General features: G+C 27.2%; 19 protein-coding genes and 1 riboswitch. Of the genes, 8 read left to right on the top strand and 11 right to left on the bottom strand.

Annotated features, from left to right (window positions below; translation table 11 throughout):
• Positions 1–14: 14 nt before the first annotated feature.
• The 5 genes from J2S18_RS02825 to J2S18_RS02805 form a co-directional block, all read right to left on the bottom strand.
• Positions 15–1,301: a glycine/sarcosine/betaine reductase component B subunit gene (locus J2S18_RS02825; protein WP_307482941.1), complete on the bottom strand. Its 1,287-nt coding sequence runs from the start codon at positions 1,299–1,301 to the stop codon at positions 15–17.
• A gap of 74 nt (positions 1,302–1,375) precedes the next feature.
• On the bottom strand, positions 1,376–1,705 hold the full coding sequence (gene trxA / locus J2S18_RS02820; protein WP_307482940.1) for a thioredoxin TrxA: 330 nt from the start codon (positions 1,703–1,705) through the stop codon (positions 1,376–1,378).
• A 50-nt stretch (positions 1,706–1,755) separates the two neighbouring features.
• On the bottom strand, positions 1,756–2,673 hold the full coding sequence (gene trxB, locus J2S18_RS02815; protein ID WP_307482936.1) for a thioredoxin-disulfide reductase: 918 nt from the start codon (positions 2,671–2,673) through the stop codon (positions 1,756–1,758).
• A gap of 24 nt (positions 2,674–2,697) precedes the next feature.
• Positions 2,698–3,078: a GrdX family protein gene (locus J2S18_RS02810; RefSeq protein ID WP_307482934.1), complete on the bottom strand. Its 381-nt coding sequence runs from the start codon at positions 3,076–3,078 to the stop codon at positions 2,698–2,700.
• Between the two features lie 112 nt (positions 3,079–3,190).
• Positions 3,191–3,304, bottom strand: a riboswitch (glycine riboswitch).
• Between the two features lie 168 nt (positions 3,305–3,472).
• Positions 3,473–4,486 (bottom strand): PTS sugar transporter subunit IIC, encoded by a 1,014-nt coding sequence (locus J2S18_RS02805; protein WP_307482932.1) that lies wholly within the window; start codon positions 4,484–4,486, stop codon positions 3,473–3,475.
• 382 nt (positions 4,487–4,868) lie between these two features.
• Here J2S18_RS02805 and J2S18_RS02800 point away from each other — a divergent pair, with 382 nt between their 5' ends.
• From J2S18_RS02800 to J2S18_RS02790, 3 genes are all read left to right on the top strand, one after another.
• Positions 4,869–5,078 (top strand): DUF4177 domain-containing protein, encoded by a 210-nt coding sequence (locus J2S18_RS02800; RefSeq protein WP_307482929.1) that lies wholly within the window; start codon positions 4,869–4,871, stop codon positions 5,076–5,078.
• Between the two features lie 34 nt (positions 5,079–5,112).
• Positions 5,113–5,262, top strand: a complete 150-nt coding sequence (locus J2S18_RS02795) for a DUF6019 family protein (protein WP_307482926.1) — start codon at positions 5,113–5,115, stop codon at positions 5,260–5,262.
• A 472-nt stretch (positions 5,263–5,734) separates the two neighbouring features.
• A complete protein-coding gene (locus J2S18_RS02790) occupies positions 5,735–6,619 on the top strand; it encodes an LPXTG cell wall anchor domain-containing protein (protein WP_307482925.1) in 885 nt (294 codons plus the stop codon).
• 252 nt (positions 6,620–6,871) lie between these two features.
• On the opposite strand, the gene J2S18_RS02785 is transcribed toward J2S18_RS02790, so the two are convergent.
• The 3 genes from J2S18_RS02785 to J2S18_RS02780 all read right to left on the bottom strand — a co-directional run bounded on the left by J2S18_RS02785 (position 6,872) and on the right by J2S18_RS02780 (position 8,034).
• Positions 6,872–7,120, bottom strand: a complete 249-nt coding sequence (locus tag J2S18_RS02785) for a CPF_0552 family protein (RefSeq protein ID WP_307482923.1) — start codon at positions 7,118–7,120, stop codon at positions 6,872–6,874.
• A gap of 240 nt (positions 7,121–7,360) precedes the next feature.
• Positions 7,361–7,594, bottom strand: coding sequence for an IS3 family transposase (locus J2S18_RS16395; RefSeq protein ID WP_370873749.1), 234 nt, complete (start codon positions 7,592–7,594; stop codon positions 7,361–7,363).
• Between the two features lie 146 nt (positions 7,595–7,740).
• Entirely contained in the window at positions 7,741–8,034 is a 294-nt protein-coding gene (locus J2S18_RS02780; RefSeq protein ID WP_307482921.1) for a transposase, read from the bottom strand.
• Between the two features lie 234 nt (positions 8,035–8,268).
• Between J2S18_RS02780 and J2S18_RS02775 the strand changes: the two genes are divergently transcribed.
• Positions 8,269–10,272, top strand: a complete 2,004-nt coding sequence (locus J2S18_RS02775) for an oxidoreductase (protein ID WP_307482919.1) — start codon at positions 8,269–8,271, stop codon at positions 10,270–10,272.
• Positions 10,273–10,340: 68 nt separating this feature from the next.
• Here J2S18_RS02775 and J2S18_RS02770 read toward each other — a convergent pair whose 3' ends face one another.
• Positions 10,341–11,237 (bottom strand): LysR substrate-binding domain-containing protein, encoded by an 897-nt coding sequence (locus J2S18_RS02770; RefSeq protein WP_307482916.1) that lies wholly within the window; start codon positions 11,235–11,237, stop codon positions 10,341–10,343.
• A 218-nt stretch (positions 11,238–11,455) separates the two neighbouring features.
• On the opposite strand from J2S18_RS02770, the gene J2S18_RS02765 reads away from it, so the two are divergent.
• From J2S18_RS02765 to apgM, 3 genes are read left to right on the top strand one after another with little or no spacing between them, the layout of a single operon-like run.
• Positions 11,456–12,931, top strand: coding sequence for an SLC13 family permease (locus J2S18_RS02765; RefSeq protein ID WP_234925755.1), 1,476 nt, complete (start codon positions 11,456–11,458; stop codon positions 12,929–12,931).
• A gap of 12 nt (positions 12,932–12,943) precedes the next feature.
• The gene (locus tag J2S18_RS02760) at positions 12,944–13,699 is read left to right on the top strand and encodes a hypothetical protein (RefSeq protein WP_307482913.1); all 756 of its coding nucleotides are present in this window, start codon (positions 12,944–12,946) and stop codon (positions 13,697–13,699) included.
• A gap of 23 nt (positions 13,700–13,722) precedes the next feature.
• Positions 13,723–14,976 (top strand): 2,3-bisphosphoglycerate-independent phosphoglycerate mutase, encoded by a 1,254-nt coding sequence (gene apgM / locus J2S18_RS02755; RefSeq protein WP_307482911.1) that lies wholly within the window; start codon positions 13,723–13,725, stop codon positions 14,974–14,976.
• 253 nt (positions 14,977–15,229) lie between these two features.
• Here the strand turns inward: apgM and J2S18_RS02750 are convergent, their stop codons facing one another.
• Together J2S18_RS02750 and mscL are read right to left on the bottom strand one after the other, a co-directional pair.
• Positions 15,230–16,672 carry an anion permease gene (locus tag J2S18_RS02750; protein ID WP_307482908.1) on the bottom strand — a complete coding sequence of 481 codons (1,443 nt, stop codon included), beginning with the start codon at positions 16,670–16,672 and terminating at the stop codon, positions 15,230–15,232.
• Positions 16,673–17,131: 459 nt separating this feature from the next.
• Positions 17,132–17,587 carry a large conductance mechanosensitive channel protein MscL gene (gene mscL / locus J2S18_RS02745; RefSeq protein WP_307482905.1) on the bottom strand — a complete coding sequence of 152 codons (456 nt, stop codon included), beginning with the start codon at positions 17,585–17,587 and terminating at the stop codon, positions 17,132–17,134.
• Positions 17,588–17,930: 343 nt separating this feature from the next.
• Here mscL and J2S18_RS02740 point away from each other — a divergent pair, with 343 nt between their 5' ends.
• Positions 17,931–19,292 (top strand): FAD-dependent oxidoreductase, encoded by a 1,362-nt coding sequence (locus J2S18_RS02740; RefSeq protein ID WP_307482902.1) that lies wholly within the window; start codon positions 17,931–17,933, stop codon positions 19,290–19,292.
• The last annotated feature ends 279 nt before the right edge of the window (positions 19,293–19,571 follow it).

Here is a 19,571-nt window from a genome sequence, read left to right as displayed (position 1 = left end):
AAATAAAATATTTTTTAATATCCTTTTGCAGATAAGTAATTAAAGCCAACTTCAGAAGTAGCTCCTGTAATAACTTGTATTTCTGCATTAATTGATCCATCTTCTTTTAAACTTCCCATATAACCACCGGCTATAATATTAGCAGCTTCAGGATGACCTATTACCTTTTTCATAGGAGGTAAGGTTATAACTTGATTTGCATTTCCAGCAGTTACAACAGCATCAGCCTTTTGAGTTGAATCAGCTAATGATTGAGATGAACCATCTTGTCCTGCATATTCATCTGTAACTAATACAGTTTTAATTCCTTTATCAGTAATTTTATTGCAGTTCATAACTAAATCAGCATCAGGGTTACCAAAACCTTCTTCTGAAATTATAACTGCATCAGCTCCTAAGAACTCAACTAATTTAGCAGTCATATTTGAGCTTCTTTGCTTGTCTGCTAAATATACATTTTCATTTGTAATAACACAGCCTAAGAAGTTTATATCCTTACCATGTCTATCATATAAATCTTCTATAATTGGATGATTTAAGTGAACATAAGTTGGATTTTTATCACAGGCTGAAACACAGTTACCACTTATGATAGCTCCATCAAAAACTTCTGTTGGATAAATAAATGTTGGAATTATTTTTTTAGCATCTACTCCATATACATATGTATCATGAAGTAAGCCTTGAGTTTGTAGCATATATACATAGACTACCTTTGGTAAGTCAGGATATTCTGCAACTTGTTTTAATAATGGTTTAGTTTCGAAAGTTTTGATTTCATCTGGTTCTAAATCTTTAGCACATCTTGCTAAGTATGTTGCAGTTCGTAAACCCATCATTCTTAAAGTTTCTTCATGATGATGTTTTTCTAAACCTTCATTAACTTCACAGATTGCAACTAAGTTTACTGTTTTTGAAAATGGTGTATATTTTGCACCTTCTCCTGACATGTCAATTATACCTTCTTGGAAACCAACTACACTTCCTGTTGTAACAACAGCAGCACCTTTTAATACATTAGTTCTTCCAGAACCTACAGTATCAACTTTATTAATGAAACCTGGGAATATTCCTCCATTTCCACTAACTTTAACTCTTGGTTCTAGTACGTCTTTTACAGGTATAATTCTTGTTTCATCTCCTGGTCTAACAATATCATAGTCAAGGGATTTAATTCTTTCATCCACATTGACTTCCTCTAGCAATTCTTCTTTATTTACATAAAGAACACCTTCTTTAACTTCTGTTTTTTCACTAAACTGGATGTCCTTAATGAAAATATTACCTAATTCTAGACGCATGTTTTCACCTCCATATAAATTTTAAAATTACAATTTATTTAAATATTAAATTGTTTGCTAAAATAAATAGATAATTATAAAGTTTCATAGAATGATTTTATAAAGTTTTCAACATCATCTAATGAACTTATCTTATCTGGAGTAATAGTTTGTACTTTTTCTCCACCTTTATAAATTGCCATTGTAGGTAAACCTAAAACTTTTTGTCCTATAGCAAGTCTTCTAGCTGATGAGATATTTAGGCTTGAGAATTTAATCTTGTCTCCATACTTTTCTTCTAATCCATGTACTCCTGGCATTAATTCTTTACAAATTTCACATTTATCACCCCAGAAATCAACAAATACTGGTTTTTCTGATTTTAGTACCTCATTTTCAAAGTTTTCTTTATTTAGTTCAAGCATTTTAAAATCTCCCTTCATTTTTAATTATAATTAAATTTAATTAATTAACTTTATTCATTTAGATAAGCTTCAGCAGAAGTAGCAGCTTGTGCACCATCAGCTGCAGCAGTAACTACTTGACGTAATACTTTTTTTCTAACATCTCCAGCAGCAAATACTCCTGGAATATTAGTTCTCATATCTTCGTCAGTTATTATATCTCCACGTTCAGTCATATCTATCTTGCCTTTAAATAGTTGTGAAATTGGAAGGAATCCAACAAATACAAAGCATCCATTTACTTCTAAATCCTTTAATTCATTAGTTTTAACATTCCTTAGAATTAATTTTTCTAATATTTCATCTCCAACAGCTTCTTCAACTACAGAATCATATATTAAATTAATTTTAGGATTATCTTTAACTCTATCAACTAAAGATTTAGCTCCTCTAAATTGATCTCTTCTATGAATTATAGTTACGCTTTCACCAAATTTAGTTAGATATAAAGCTTCTGTTAGAGCAGAATCTCCACCACCTATTACAGCAATGTCTAAGTCTGTAAAGAAATCTGCATCACAAGTTGCACAGTAGGAGACACCTCTACCTCTTAATTCACATTCATTTTTAAAACCAGCTAATCTTGGAAATGCACCAGTAGCTATAATTATTGTTTTACCTTCATAGGTACCTTTTTTACCAGAAAGAGTTTTAATTTCTCCTTCTAATTGGACATCTGTAATTTCATCTTTTTCAAATTTAGTACCAAAACTTTCTGCTTGTTCTTTCATTCTTGCAATTAAAGCTGGACCTGTACAATCATCTATTGATCCTGGATAATTTTCAAGATCAGCTGTTGTAGCAGCTTGGCCACCAAATTTTGCTCTTTCAATAAGTAATGTATCTAATTTGCCCCTTGCAGCATATAGTGCAGCTGAAAGACCAGCAGGACCACCACCAATTATTATGGTATCGTATACATGACTCATATATAATCCCTCCTTTTTATATTTTTATTTATTTATGACATTATTAATTAGGTCATAGTCGATAATCATAAAATCCTTTTTGATTTTTTCATTCCAGTTTGGGCATTTAAACATCTTTATAAATTTATTTAAAGACATCATTGAATCTTCTATTATTTGAAGAGATTCCATATCAACATCATCTTCTTTTTTTGTAGATATTAGTACTGTTCTATAAGGAGTTTCATTAGGCTTTACACTGCTCATTAAAGGATGAGTTAGTAAAATGTGTCCATTATGAACATAGTCGCGAACTTTTTTAAATACATCTTCTACAGTACCATCAACATAATCTAGTTGAAGATATTCTGGAATATTTTCTTTAGTCATAGGATTATTTGTTATTACTTTAGTGTTAGTTAACATTTTATATCCTCCTTTAAGATGATAAAAAAAGACAGAACAAATGGCTTAACCATCTATTCTGTCTTAGAACCTGAGAGATTTACTCCTTCGGTGCTTTCGCTTTCCAGAAACGTGTCATTAATAGGTTCTTTTGCCTGAGAAATTCACAATGAAAGGAATTTTTCATTGTTTGTACCTTCGGCCATTATAATTAATAATAATTATAATAGTCTCCCTATTAAGTCACTCACATTTATTCTCTTTAAATTCATTATACCAATTTAATATGGAAAAATATATATATTTTTGTAATAATTTATTTTTTGTTAATGAAATTTTATATACTTAATCTAAAATTTCATTATAAAAGTAATTTTTTACATCTAATAATTAATTTATTATAAATTATAAAAAATTATTCCCTAATTTCAGATGCTGTATGTATTTTATGATTTTTAAAAATAATATATCCTAAATATCCACTACCTAAACTTACAATAATACATCCAAGAGCTGCTAAAAATACTTTAAGAGCAGGGTTGTATGCAAACATTACAGCCAATCCAGCTATAGGAGTTGCTGTTCCAGGTGACATATTTTTAAGACCCATTAAAACTATTATAATACCACATAAAGAGCCACCTATAAAATTAGTTATATAAATTGGAATAGGATTAGCTGAAATTATATCTGCTTGAGTTAAAGGTTCTATAGCAACTGATATAGTATCTTTTTTGCTTCCAAATTTCATTTTGTGGAAAAATATTAAATTTAAAAAAGATGATCCAAACACTGATAGGGCGCCTATAGCCATTGGTATTCCAGTAAGATTAAGCATAGCAGTTAGAGCCATTGAACTAAGAGGGGCAGTAGCTACAACTGTTATTATTCCTCCAAGAATTATTCCCATTATTATTGGATTAGAATCTGCTGATGCAATTAAAACTTGACCAATTTTTAATAATGTTGAGTTAACTATTGGAGTCATAAAATCACCTATAAATCTTGTTAGAGGAGCTACGAATATAATTATAACTATTAAATCCAAACCTCCTGGGACTTTTTTTTCTATAAACTTAATGACAAATGACATTAAATATCCTGCAATAAAACCAGGCAATATTCCAAGTCCAGAACAGGATAAACCTATTAGTACAGCATATACTGGAGAAATACCAAATGTTAAAGGTACAAGGATTGCAGCAGCAACTCCACCTAAAGATCCATTTGCCATACCGATTTTTTTTAGAAATTCTATATTAAATACATCACCAAAAAATGAAGAATGAAATGCCTCAACTAAAAAACTTGCACAGGCAGCACTAGCTAATGCTCCCATTGCTTTCATTCCATTAGGTGCTTTGTAACTAAATAATGTAAATATTCCTAATACTATAAGTAAAAGAGTTGTTCCAATTAATATTTGCATTAAATTTCCTCCTTAGAATTAGTAATTATACATATTTTTATAAATTGTTATATGAATTTATGCTAGAGATATAAATATATTATTTTTTGAAGGTTTTTTCAATAATATTTTTAAAAAAATATAATAAAAATTTTAATTTTGTTAATTAATCAATTGAAATAATACTTAAATGAATTATATATAAAGTTAAATATATATAATCGTTTGAATTAAATGTATGGAGTTTTAGAAGATTGTCCACAAAATCATAAAAGATATTTCCTGAAGAAAAAAATTATTTAACCAAATTATTGAAAATATATTATAATCTTGAAATATTTATTGTATAATATTTATGGATAAAAATTCCAAATGATATTATATAATAAGGAGTAATTAAATTATGTACGAATATAAATTTGTTAAAATACCTTTTGAACATTTTTTAAATTCAAAAAAAGATGAAGGTTTTGATAGATGTAAGAAAGTTATTGTAGATGAATCAAAAGATGGTTGGAGATTAAAACAAGTTTTTATTCCAGCAAATGAGAAAACAGGAATTTTTACAGCTTATTGTTATGAAGTAATTTTTGAAAGGAAAATAGATTTATAAAATATTAAAATAATTATTAGTGGAGTATTATATTATGATAGAGTATGGGCCTGTTTTTATAAGTCTTTTAACAATATTAACAAGTCTAATTGGAGTAGTTATTTTTTATTATGTTATTAAGTTGGCTGTGAAAAATGGTATAAATGAATCAAAATTAGGAAAGTTTAAAAATCAAGATGAATAAAATGTATACTTAAAAATTAAATAAGAATTAGATTTAGGGGATTAATTTTAATTGATCCCCTAAATTTTTTACAAAATTAAAATATGTTCATTTAAATAGAATTAGAAAATAATAATTATAAATTAATAAAAGATATTAGATAAAATGTAATATTTTAGAAAAAATAACAGTGATATCTATATGAAATAATTGGATATTTAACAATGATAATGAAAAAATTTAATTAAATGGTTATTTTTTATGTAAAAAATTAATAAAATTAAAATAAATAAAACAAAATAATTATATTTCCTTATTTAGCAAATATTGAAATAAAATATAAACAATGGTATTGTGTGTGAGTAAAGGATGCATAAATTGCGTATTTTTATATTTTTAGTACATATAATATGTGAATTTGATTTTTTTGAAGGTTAACTTTTAGAAAGTCAATCACATAATAATAATTTTAATAAACATAGGAGGAATAGTTATGAATAAGAAAGCAATTAATAAAATAATCGCAAAGGGTTTAGTGTGTACCGCAATTGTGGGAACTGGTATAGCAGTAAATACAGGCGTTGCTAAAGCAGCAGAAACAAAAAGTGCAGAAGCTATGATGAAAGAAGCTGGAGAGGCAGAAAGTAATTTCTTAAAAGATCAAGAAAAGAAAGGCCAAGATGCATGGGAAAAGGCTGCAAATAAAGATAAAGACCAAGCAATAAAAGACATGAAAGAAGCAGGCGAAAAGGAAAATAATCTTATAAAGGACCAAGAAAAGAAAGGTCAAGACGCATGGGAAAAGGCTGCAAATAAAGATAAAGACCAAGCAATAAAAGACATGAAAGAAGCAGGCGAAAAGGAAAATAATCTTATAAAAGACCAAGAAAAGAAAGGTCAAGACGCATGGGAAAAGGCTGCAAATAAAGATAAAGACCAAGCAATAAAAGATATGAAGGATGCAGGAGAAGCAGAAAACAATCTTATAAAAGATCAAGAAAAGAAGGGCCAAGATGCATGGGAAAAAGCTGCAAAAGAAGCAAATGCAAAAGATCAAGCAATAAAAGATATGAAGGATGCAGGAGAAGCAGAAAATAATCTTATAAAAGATCAAGAAAAGAAGGGTCAAGATGCATGGGAAAAGGCTGCAAAAGAAGCAAATGCAAAGGGTCAAGAAGTAAAAGACATAAAAGATGCAGGAGAAGTAGCTAAAGATACTAAAGATACTAAAAAGAATGAAGAAAAAAAGGTAGAAGATACTAAAGAAGAGTCAAAAGGAATTCTTCCTAAAACAGGTATTGAAGGAATTGCTAGTATTTTAGGTGGATTATCAGTAGCTTCAGCTGGAATATTTACAATATTTAAAAAGAGAAGATAGTATTTAATTTTATAAATAAGTATATAGTAGACAAATTAAAATCAAGGCAATTAAAAGGTATACTTAAAAATTAAATAAGGATTAAATTTAGAGGATTAATTTTAATTAATCCTCTAGTTTTTTTGTAAAATCGATAATAAAAAAATATTACTGGAAACTAAAATTTCCAGTAATATTTAATTTCAAAGAACCTATATTACACAAAATTATCTACAGTCCCTACCTATAATTACTAAAATTAGCAATTTAAATCTAAACTTCAACTATTTTAGCACATACACCTTCTAATTCATTTAACTTTTCTTTTAAGGAATTTATTTCATCCTTATTTTCATTTAAAAGATCTAATATTATTAATCCAGACCTTGAACAATTATCCACAGTTGCCTCATGAATACCTAGTCTTGTTTTAATTATACATCCATATTCAGTTAAAAGTTTTTGTACCTGTGGTGCTATTTCATTTCTTGGTGATAGTTTTATTAACATAATTGAAAACATGACAATACCTCCTAAAATAATTACTTTTAATTCATATATTCTATATTATAAATATAAATCCTTTAAATAATACATGGATATAATTATATTTTTAACAAGGATATATAAAATTAGTATATAAATTTAATACTATTAAAAAATATATAAATTTTATATAATTAACTAACCCCTAAGAAGTAGACAATAATAAAAATAAGCTATAACTATTATAATTATGAAAAAATATACAATATTTATACTTTATAAATTTTCATTAGATTCATATAATTCTTTTAATAGATTTTGATGTTTAATATTAGAAAAATTTTTTTTATATGTTTTATAACTATATTTAGTTCTTTTTGGATATAAATTCATAATACCCATTAAACGTGTTATACGCTTTCTGTTAACATAGATTCCATTTTTAGATAGTTCTTCAGAAATTCTTTTAGAACCATAATTACCATTATGCGCTTTAAATATATGTAGTATTTTTTCACTTAATATATAATTTTCTATTTGTCTAGGAGAAAGATTACTATTTATATATTTATAATATCCAGAACGGGATACTTTTAAAATTTTACAAGCCTTCTTAATGTTAAGATTATTGGTATTTTCTTTGATATATTGAAATCTTAAATATTCTTTTCCCTTAAGAAGGCTTGGTATTTTTTTAATAGATCAAGTTCCTCTTTAAGTTTTAAATTTTCTTCTTTTAATTTTTCTATTTCACATTTATAGGAATTAAGTTTATTTTCATTGTTTGGAAAGGCATTTTCCCCATATTTTTTATATTCATTTATCCAGTTGTATAAAGTATTATAATGAATACACAATTTTTTAGATACATCTAATACAGAAGTATTATTTTCTAAAACTAATTTTACAGCTGTAATTTTAAATTTAGAATCATAATTTTTTCGTCCCATAAAGATACACCACCTTAAATTTATATGTATATAAATTATTGTACCATATAATAATGAAAACATTTTCTGAATTTATGTCTACTAATAAGGGTTCACTTAATAATTAATAATAAAATAGGGTTTAAATTATTATATTTAATAAAAAATATGAATAATAATAACATATTGACAAAAATTTATTAATGAATTAAGTTAAATATATAACATAATTTTAAAAATTAGGGGGTATTTTTTGTGAGAAAAGAACATTTTAATTTATTTGAACCAATAAAAATTGGAAACTTAGAAATTAAAAACAGATTTGTAATGGCACCTATGGGACCTAGTGGACTTTGTTGTGAAGATGGTTCCTTTAGTGACAAAGGAATTGAGTACTATGTAGAGAGGGCAAAGGGTGGAACTGGATTAATAATGACAGGTGTTACCTATGTTGAAAACGATATCGAAAAATGTGCTATGCCTTCAATGCCTTGTGCAACAATTAATCCATCAAATTTTATAAGAACATCAAAAATACTTACAGAAAGAGTCCATGCATATAACTCAAAAATATTTCTTCAATTAACTGCAGGATTTGGACGTGTTAGTATTCCAGGAATAGTTGGAGATGTTACTCCAATAGCACCTTCTGCTATACCACATAAGTGGATTCCAGAATTAAAATGTAGGCCACTTACTATTGAAGAAATTGAAACATACATAATGAAATTTGGTGAAGCTGCACTTATAGCAAAACAAGCTGGCTTTGATGGTGTTGAAGTTCATGCTGTACATGAAGGATATTTACTTGACCAGTTTACTATGACAATATTTAATAAAAGAACTGATAAATATGGAGGAAGTTTAGAAAATAGATTAAGACTTCCAATAGAAATACTTAATACAATTAAAAAAGCTTGCGGAGAAGATTTCCCAGTTTCTCTTCGTTATAGTGTAAAGAGTTATGTAAAGGGATTAAATGATGGTGCATTACCAGGAGAAAAATTTGAAGAAAAGGGTCGTGATCTTGAAGAAGGACTTAAAGCAGCAAAAATATTAGAAGAGGCAGGATATGATGCCTTTAATGCAGATGCAGGAACATATGACTCTTGGTATTGGAATCATCCACCAATGTATTTTAAAAAAGGTATGTATCTTGAATTAAACAAAAAGTTAAAGGAAGTACTTAAAGTTCCAGTAATTACAGCAGGAAGAATGGATAATCCAGATACTGCAAGCCAAGCTATATTAAATAAGGAAACAGATATGATAGCTTTAGGAAGACCTCTTTTAGCTGATCCATATATTCCATTAAAGATAAAAGAAGAAAAATTTGAAAAAATTCGTCCATGCTTATCTTGTCATGATGGATGTATGGGAAGACTTGCAACTGGTGGAGCACTTTCTTGTGCAGTAAATCCATCTGTTGGAAGAGAAAAAGAATTTGAACTACAAGAAACAATGAAAGTAAAAGAAATATTAATTGTAGGTGGTGGAGTAGCTGGATGTGAAGCCGCAAGGGTTTTAGCTATTAGAGGACATAAAGTTTCTTTATATGAAAAAACAGATAAATTAGGAGGAAATCTTATTCCAGGAGGAACTCCAGAATTTAAAGAAGACGATAGAGCCCTTGTAAAATGGTATGAAGATGCACTAAAGGAGAATGAAGTAGATATTCATTTAAATACTACAGTTACAAAAGATTTAATTGATACAGAAAATCCAGATGTAATTATAGTTGCTACAGGTTCTACACCAAAAATGTTAAATATGTTTAATGGTATAGATAATGTTTATACTGCACAAGATATACTTTTAGGTAAACATGAAGTAGAAAATTCAGCTACAATAGTTGGTGGAGGATTAGTAGGCTGCGAAACTGCACTATGGCTAGCTAAAAAAGGTAAAAAAGTTAATATAATAGAATGTCTTGATGATATATTAGCATCAGGTCCTCCTATGTGTCATGCAAATAGTCAAATGTTAAAGGACTTGTTAAAGTTCTATAATGTAAATATAGAAACTAAAGCTAATATATGTAAAGTAGATAATGATAAAATTACAATAAATAAAAATGGAATTGAAAAAGAAATTTGTGCAGATACTATAATTGTTTCTGTTGGATATTTATCTAATAAAGAATTATATGATGAATTAAGATTTAATAATAAGGAAACATATTTATTAGGCGATGCACTTGAAGTTAGAAATATTATGTCAGCTATTTGGGATGCTTTTGAAGTAGCTAGAAATATATAAATAAAATAAAGGGGAATATATTCCCCTTTATTTTTTTGTAAAATTATATTAAGTATAAAAAATTCTTATTATAGTTTTCTTAATGAGTCCTTTAAAAAATCAATAAAAACTTCTTCTGATGTGGAATATTTATAATCTTTATTTTTTATAAGATAGATTTTTCTATTCATTTCTATATTTTCTTTAAAAGGAATAACATTAACTAGTCCATAATTAATTTCATTTTTTATGGAGTAATAAGACAGTACAGATACTCCAATATTTGAAATAACGCCTTGTTTAATAGCTTCTATATTTCCTATGGTGAAAATGTTTTCTTTTTTAAATTTAAAATTTCCTAGGTTTTCAATATACTTAATAATTGAAGTTTTAGGATTTGATATTAAAAAATTACTATTTTTTAAATCAGTTATACTTATAGATTTTTTATCTTTCCAAGGATGTTCTTTACCGACAAATAAAACTATAGGATCTTCACCAATTGCCTCACAGGTTAAATCCTCTGTATCAAAGAATTCAGGTTGACTTATTAATGCAAAAGATGAAGTATTATTCTTTATATTTTCTATTACATCTTTAGTGTACTTAACATCATTTAATATTGATATGTATGGAAATTTTTGATTAAATTTATATATTATTTCTGGAAGTATATATGTACCTGGTGTGCTAGAACATAAAAGATGTATCTTTTGCTCTTTTAAATCATTTAATAATGAAATTTTAAGCTTAGCTTCATTTGATATATCAATTATCTTTTTGGCATAAGGTAATAATTCCTTTCCTGCCTCAGTTAATTTTACATCTTTATTATCTCGCGAAAATAACTTTGCACCATAATAGGATTCTAAATTTTTAATTCTAAGGGATACAGCAGCCTGAGTGCAAAACAAAGCTTCAGAAGTTTTTGTAAAGTTATTATTTTCAGCAAGAATAAGGAATGTTTTCAAAGTTTCAATATTCATTGCAATACCTCTTAATATTTTTATTTTAATAAGATTATACTACATATTAAATAATAAGTTAATAAATTAGTAAGTTAGAAATATATAACTATAAAAATTTTTTATGATAAAATTAAAAAGATTTTTTTTAATAAGTATTTATAATTGGATAGAAATTTTAAATTATTTTACAATAGGTCTAGGAAAACGAATACAAAAATTGAGAGGAGAAATGTATTTTGAGTAATTCAGAAAAAGAGGTAAAAATAAAAAAACAAAAAAGTCCTTTTGAAATAAAAATGGAGTTTTTTGGATTACCAATTGCACTTATATTATTTGCAATAATTTTTACAATGCCAACACCAAATGGTCTTTCTTATTCAGGAAAGATGGCTATGGGGGTATTTGTATTTGCATTAACTTTATGGATAACAAATAGTATCCCAAATTATGTAACAGCACTTATTACAATAGTTTTATTACCTTTAACAGGAGCTTGGGATGAAACTCACGTTATGGGAGTTTTAGGATATGAAGTTATTTGGTTAACTTTTGCAGCCTTTATAATAGCTTCTGGTATGGAAAAGAGTGGACTTGCAAAAAGACTAGCACTATTTCTTATAACTAAGTTTGGAAAAAGTACTAACAGTATATTAGCACTTCTTATGGCAACAAACTTTTTAATTGCCTTTGTAGTACCATCAACAACAGCTCGTGCTGCAATGATGTTCCCAATAGTAATGCTTGTAATAGAAGCATTCCATGTTAATTTAGATGATCCTAAAAATAATTTTGGTAGATTACTAGCACTACAAGGAATTCAATCAAATAACTTATCAACTGCTGCAATACTAACAGCTACATCATCTCAAATACTTGCAGTTAGTTTTATAAGAGATCTTTCAGGTCATGAAATTTCTTGGGGAGAATGGTTTATGGCATCAGCCCCAATAACTATACTTACACTTATTGCTTCATTCTTTATAGGTAAATCATTATTTAAAGTACATAATAAAAAAGTTACTGAAGATGATATGAAAAAACTTAAAGACCAATACAATAGTCTTGGAAAAATGTCTATAACAGAAAAGAAAGCACTTATTATATTTGCTTTTACAGTTGTTATGTGGGCATTAGATAAAGGACAACTTAAAATATTTGGATTTAGATTAAGTTTAGTTATGGTTGCAATATTATCAGCTGCATTATTCTTTATGCCTTACATAGGAATATTAAAATGGAAAGAAGCTAAAATATCATGGAATTTATTAATATTTGCCTGTGGGGCATATGCAGGTGGAGTTGCTTTAAATGATACTGGAGTAGCATCTTGGGTTCTTAATAGTATTTTCTCTTCATTAGGAATTGAAAACTTAAGTTTCTATGCTTTATTTGCAGTAATAATGTTTATTTCAAGTTTCAGTCATTTAGTATTTACATCAAAAACAGTAAGAACAATAATACTTATACCAACAATAATAGCAATAGCAAAAACAACTGGTTACAATCCAGTTGCACTGGCACTTCCAGCAGCATTAACTATTGCAGATACAATTACATTACCACCAAGTAGTAAGGTTAACCTTATATACTATAACACTGGATATTTTACAGTATTACAGGAATTACTTTATGGATTACTTGTACTAGTAGTAAAATGGGGAATTTTAATATTAGCTTCATTTACTTGGTTTAAAGTATTAGGAATAGTTTAGGAGGAAAATTATATGAAAAAGCTACTGACTATATTAATAGCATTAGTGGTATTAGTACCATCATCAATGCCGGTTTTTGCAGCAGATAAAGTAGGAAAGATTATATCAATAGATGATGTTATTACTAAAGATTCTGAAAATGCAAATATAAAAGAAAATATAAAGGCTATAACAGATTCAAATGGAAATATATATTTTCCATGCTACAAAAATAGCAAAATAAATGAAATTACAATAGAAAAAGGCACAAAAAACGGAGATGTTAAAGTTATAAAAAATGGAGATATAAAATATAACTCATTAAATTTTAAAGAAAAAAATGAAGAAGTTATATTTAATCTTGATATAACACAAGAAAAAACTTATGTAGAAGAAAAAGCAAAAATAGGTAACACAGTACCTGGTGGAGTAAAATTAATTCAATTTAAAGGTAAGAATGATTCGCCTTTAAATATTGATAATTACACAGTTAGTTTAGCAGCTCCTAAAGGATATGAACTTTTAAATATAGTAGACTTTAATGCAGAAAAGCCATATAAAGTTTTTGAAAAAGATGGGAAAAACTTTGGAAGTTTTGTATTTGGAAAAATTAAAAGTGGAAGTGAAATTAAGTTTTCAATTAATGTATATAAGAAAAATAAAGTATTTAATTATGTAGTTTGGGGATTTGCAATAGTAATTTCAATATTATTTATGATTAAAAATAAAGATTTATTAAAAAAGGCAAAAGAAGAAAAATTAAAAAAGAAAAGTTTAAAAAATAAATAGACATTTTAAGTAGGTGAATGAATTTGAGAAAAAGACAAGGTATATTAATAATAGCAGATGGTCTTGGAGATAGACCAAACAAAGAATTAAATGGATTAACTCCACTTGAAAAGGCAAAGACTCCTAATTTAGATAAATTAGTATCTGAAGGTATGTGTGGAAATGTATATCCAATATCAGCAGGTATAAGAGTTGGTACAGATGTTGGACATCTTCAAATATTTGGATATGATAGCAATGAAGTTTATCCAGGTAGAGGACCTCTTGAAGCTATGAGTGCTGGAATAGAAATTAAAGATGGTGATGTAGCTTTTAGAGGTAACTTTGGAACTGTAGATGAAGAAAATATTGTTATAGATAGAAGAGCTGGACGTATTAGAAAAGGTACAGATTTATTGGCACAATCATTAAATGGAATGGTATTAGAAGATGGAACAAAAGTTTTAGTTAAGGAATTAACTGACCATAGAGTAGCTGTTGTTTTAAGAGGAGAAGGACTTGGAAAAGATATAATTTGTACAGACCCTGGAACAGCCTGTGAAGGAGAAAAATTAGTAATTCCAAAATCAAATGATGAAAGTGATTTAAAAAGTAAGAAAACTGCAAAAAATCTTCTTGAATTTACATTAAAGGCACAGGAAATATTAAAAGACCACAAAGTTAATTTAGATAGAATCAAAGAAGGAAAAGAACCTGCAAATGTAATTTTAACTAGAGGTGTTGGACAAAAGAAATTTATGCCTAAAATTACAGATAAGTTTGGATTTAAGGGTATTTGTATAGCTGGGGATAAAACAGTTTATGGTATAGCTAATTTAGCAGGTATGGAAGAATATACTGAAGAGGATTTTACTGCAAACTTTGATACAAACTTCAAGAAAAAGGGAGAAAAGGCAGTACAATTTATAAATAAAGGTTATGATTGGGTTGTAGTTCATGTTAAGGCAACTGACCTTGCAGGACATGATAATTTACCATTAAAGAAAATTGAAGTTATAGAAAATATTGATAAAATGGTTGGATATATATTAGAAAATATTGATAAATCAAAGTGCTATATAAGTTTTACAGCAGACCATTCAACTCCATGCGAAGCAAAGGATCATACTGGAGATGGAGTTCCAACTATAATATGGGGAGAAGATGTAAGAAGAGATAGTGTTAGTGAAGCTGGAGAAAAGTATTTTATGAGTGGTTCATTAAATAATCTTACAGCATCAGATATATTTATGCTTCAAATGGATTTTATGGGCTTTACTAAAAAAAGAGGAGCATAAAAATATTAATATTTAAATATTTACATAAAGATTAATATTTAATATTCTAATAAAATTTAAAATTATAACAAATATGGGCTTAAAGTTATTAAAAATATTTTATTAAAAAGATTATAAATTCGGTAGATAAATTAAATAATATAGATATGCTTGTACAAAAAAAGACTTTTAGAATTTTTGGGATTTAAATTCTAGAAGTCTTTTTCATTTTATTTTATAAAGCTTTTTAAAGATTTTTTTGAAATTATTTATATTAGTATAGTCCTAGTATCTTCCACCATAAGAATCCAATACCAAGCCAAATTATAAGTTCAAATATAGAAATTATAAAACCTAGTTCCCACCATTTACTTTGTTTAACATAACCAGCACCAAAGTAAACAGGAGCAGTTCCTGTTCCATAATGAGTTGTAGCTGCACACATACAAGTTAAAAATGCAAAAAGTAATGCTACTGGCATTGCAGGAGCTCCAAGTCCTATTAGTATTGATAAAAAAGGAGCATACATTGCTTGCATATGAACAATTGTACTTGTAAATAAGTAATGAGCATAATAGTAAACGATAGCTAATATAATTACTGCAATTTGCCAAGATAATCCATGTACTTTTTCTTGAACTATTCCACTAAACCAAGCTATTACACCATATTTACTTAATTGAGATGCCATCATCATTAAAGGTCCAAGCCATAATAAAATATTCCAAGCACTTCTTTCAGAAGTAACATCTTTCCATTCTACTACATTTAAAATAAGTAAAATACATAAACCTATAATAGCAGTGATTGTAGTATTTACATGTAATTGGTTCCCAAATATCCATAATACAATCATTAATATAAATGAAGCAATCATTTGCTTTTCTGATTTTTTTACAGGTCCCATTCTTTTTAATTCTCTTTTAACCATTTCTTTAGCTTCAGGCATTTCAGTTATTTCAGGACGATATAATGCATAAAGCAATAAAGGTATGACTATTAATGAAATTAAACCTGGAACTAATGCTGCTAAAAACCAGCCACCCCAAGTAATATCAACATTTGCAACATTTTTTGCTAATGCTATTGCAATGGGATTTGTTCCCATTCCAGTTAAAAACATTGCACCAGTTATTAAGTTAGCATGAAAGCTTACAAGTAGTAAAAATGCTCCAATTTTTCTAGCTGTACCATCTTTAGGTCTAGAACCTAATGATTCAGAAAGGGATGTAGCAATAGGGAAAACAACTCCAGCTCCTCTAGCTGTATTACTTGGTATTAAAGGTGCAACAACTAAGTCGCATAGTAATAATGAGTAACCTAGTGTTAAAGAATTCTTACCAAATACCTCAACCATTTTATATGCAATTCGTTCTCCTAAACCAGTTTTTCTAAAACCGATAGAAACACAGTATGCAATTACAATAAGCCAAACAGTTTTACTTGCATAACCTGAAAATACTTCTTTTACAGGTAAGGTTTGTGTAACAGATAAAACTGCTATTCCAATTAATGCATATAAGCCCATAGGTGCTGCATCTAATATACAACCAACGATAATGGATAAAAATACAGCAAGGGTATGCCATCCAATTATATCAACTTTTGTAGGTGCTGGAATAAACCATAAAATAATTCCAACTAAAATACTGATAATAAATGGAACTGTTTTTAAAATCTTCTTCTTCTTTGTAATATCACTTTCATTAGTTTTCATAATTGTCCTCCTAATAAGTTAAATCTAATGTATTTAGTGGGTAATATAAAATTTTGGTTTTTAGTTTCAACAAGCAATTAAAATTTATAGATCCTATAATATAAGATAAGAAAAATCCATTTAAAATAGAATTTAATCTTAACATTTGTATAAATACAAAACATTTGTTGAAATTAATAATTATATATTACCATGTTTTATAATAAATTCAATGGTTTTTATTATTTTTGTCTAAAATTTAACATGATAATTAGAATAAAATGGAGTAAAAATATATCATTTGTTACATTTGTTCTACAAATGTTAAAGATGTATATGAAGAAAAATACAAAGTTTGTGGCAAAAAATATAGGCAGCATAGATAATTTAAAATCTATGCTGCCTATATGAATTTTTAATAATTTTTATTTCTCATAAGTTTAAAATGAAAATTATTAATTAATTTAAAATATGTATTGTTTATTCCTCAGTTATTTCAGATAATTTAGATGTACAATGAGGACATCTAATTGCTTCTATAGGAATTTCAGTAAAACAGTAAGGGCAAGTTTTGGTAGTTGGTTTTACTTCTTCTTTTTTTATTGCAAAGTCCTTTAATCTGTTAATTTGTCTTATAACTAAAAATATAGAAAAAGCTATTATTAAAAAGTTAATTACATTATTTAAAAATAGTCCGTAATTTATAGTTGCAACTCCTGCAGCTTTAGCTTCTTGAAGAGAGTTAAAGTGCTGTCCGCTTAGATTGATATAAAGGTTAGAAAAATCAACTTTTCCTACAAGAGTACCTATTAAAGGCATAATAATATCATTTACTAATGAAGTTACTATTTTACCAAAGGCACCACCTATAACAACACCTATTGCTAAATCTACAACATTACCTTTCATTGCAAATTTTTTAAATTCATTCCACATATAAAATCTCCTTTCAATATAATTTAAAGATTAAGGTAAATAATATTATGAATATAATTTACTTAGTGAAATATTTTTAATGAGTATTAAGTAAAATTAAATATTCATTAAAAATAAATATTTATTTAGTATTATAACATCAATAGTAGTATTATGTTTAGTAATATTAAAAATTTTTATTGGAAATTTTAATAATATATAGTATGGACTATTTAAAATTAATACTTACCTAAAACATAGCCATATTATAAAACTAAAGAATAAATTTATATTAGCACATTATTTAATTTTCTTAATATGTGATATTATCATATTAAGAAAATAGTTGATAGAAGGTGAAGAGATGGAAAAAATTAATTATGATAGATTAACTGGAAAAGTAATAAAAAGAGATGATTTTGAATATGAGGAGTCAAGAAAATCATGGAATAGAGCAATTCAAAAATATCCATTAGTTTTTGTATATTGTATGGAAAAAGAGGATGTTATAAATGCAATATGCTGGGCTAAAGAAAATGACATACCTATTAGAATAAGGTCAGGATGTCATAATTATGAAGGATATTCAACTGGAAATGATGTAGCAGTTATTGATGTTAGTAAAATGAATAGTATTTACATAGATGAAAAAAATAATAAGGTTAAAATAGATGGTGGAGTTAGAAATAGAGAATTATATGAGGCTTTAGGTTCCTTAGGATATCCATTTCCAGGAGGAGGATGTCCAACTGTTGGAGTGCCTGGCTTAGTTTTAGGTGGAGGCTGGGGATATTCTAGTAGATTATTTGGGTTAGCTTGTGATAGTTTAATAGAACTAGAACTTATAGACTATGAAGGTAAAAGAATAATTGCAAATAAAAATATTAATGAAGATTTATTTTGGGCTTGCAAAGGAGGAGGTAATGGTAATTTTGGTGTAGTTACTTCTATGACTTTTAATATTCCAGAGAAAATTCAAATGGCAACATTAATAAGTATTGATTATAAGGATATAGATTTTGAAGAAAATATTGATTTAATTCAAAATATTCAAAGAGAATTTAAAACAATAGATAGACGCCTTAACTTAAAGATTGCAATTTATAATTCTAAGGAAAAAGGTAGGGGTGTTAAAATTACAGGTATTTTTTATGGGGATAAAAAGGAAGCACAGGAAATTTTAAAGCCATTTAAAAATTGTGTAAGTAAATTTAATTTTGATTTAGATTATAAAAGGGTTGTTGAAGTAAATAGACAAATACAAGATAGTCATCCACCTTATGAAAAATATAAGTCAACAGGAAGATTTGTATATAAAGATTATAGTAGAGATGAGATAAGAGATATTATTAATTTAGTAAATAATAGACCAGAAGGGTCAGTTTATGTAGCAATTTCTCTTTATGGACTAGGTGGAGCAGTTTGTGATAAAGAAAAAGATAGTACAGCTTTTTATTATAGGGATGCAAAATTTATTATGGGTTTACAATCTGTTTGGGAAGAGGATGAATTTGCTCCATTAAATAGAGAGTGGGTAAAAAATGTATTTAGTAATATAAAGGGGATTACAGAAGGATCTTTTATTAACTTTCCTTTTGCAGAACTTAAAAACTATGAAGAAGAATACTATGGTGGTAATTTAGAGAGATTAAGGAAAGTAAAAATGAAATATGATCCTTATAATGTATTTAAATTTCCTCAAGGAATAAATTTAAAAAATAAATAGATAGTTAAGGCAAGTTTTAAGAGTTATATAAAATCAAAAGAAATAATTAAATTGAAGAACTATACCAACAACGGATTTGGTATAGTTCTTATTATTTTATAGGAAATGTATTCCAAATTATGATACAATATTTATATGAATGCTTAATTTATGTAGAAAATTAAATAGTAAGAAAAGTTTTTTTATGAATAAATTTAATTATTTAAATGATAAGAAATTAAACTTATTTATAGTAGAAATAAAAATACTTAGGATTATATAATTTTTAATAAATAGGAG

Origin of the sequence: Eubacterium multiforme (assembly GCF_030813415.1) — a bacterium.
Classification (GTDB): domain Bacteria; phylum Bacillota; class Clostridia; order Clostridiales; family Clostridiaceae; genus Clostridium; species Clostridium multiforme.
Note: the sequence above shows the minus strand (reverse complement) of the source record. Positions and strands in the feature narration are given on the sequence as shown.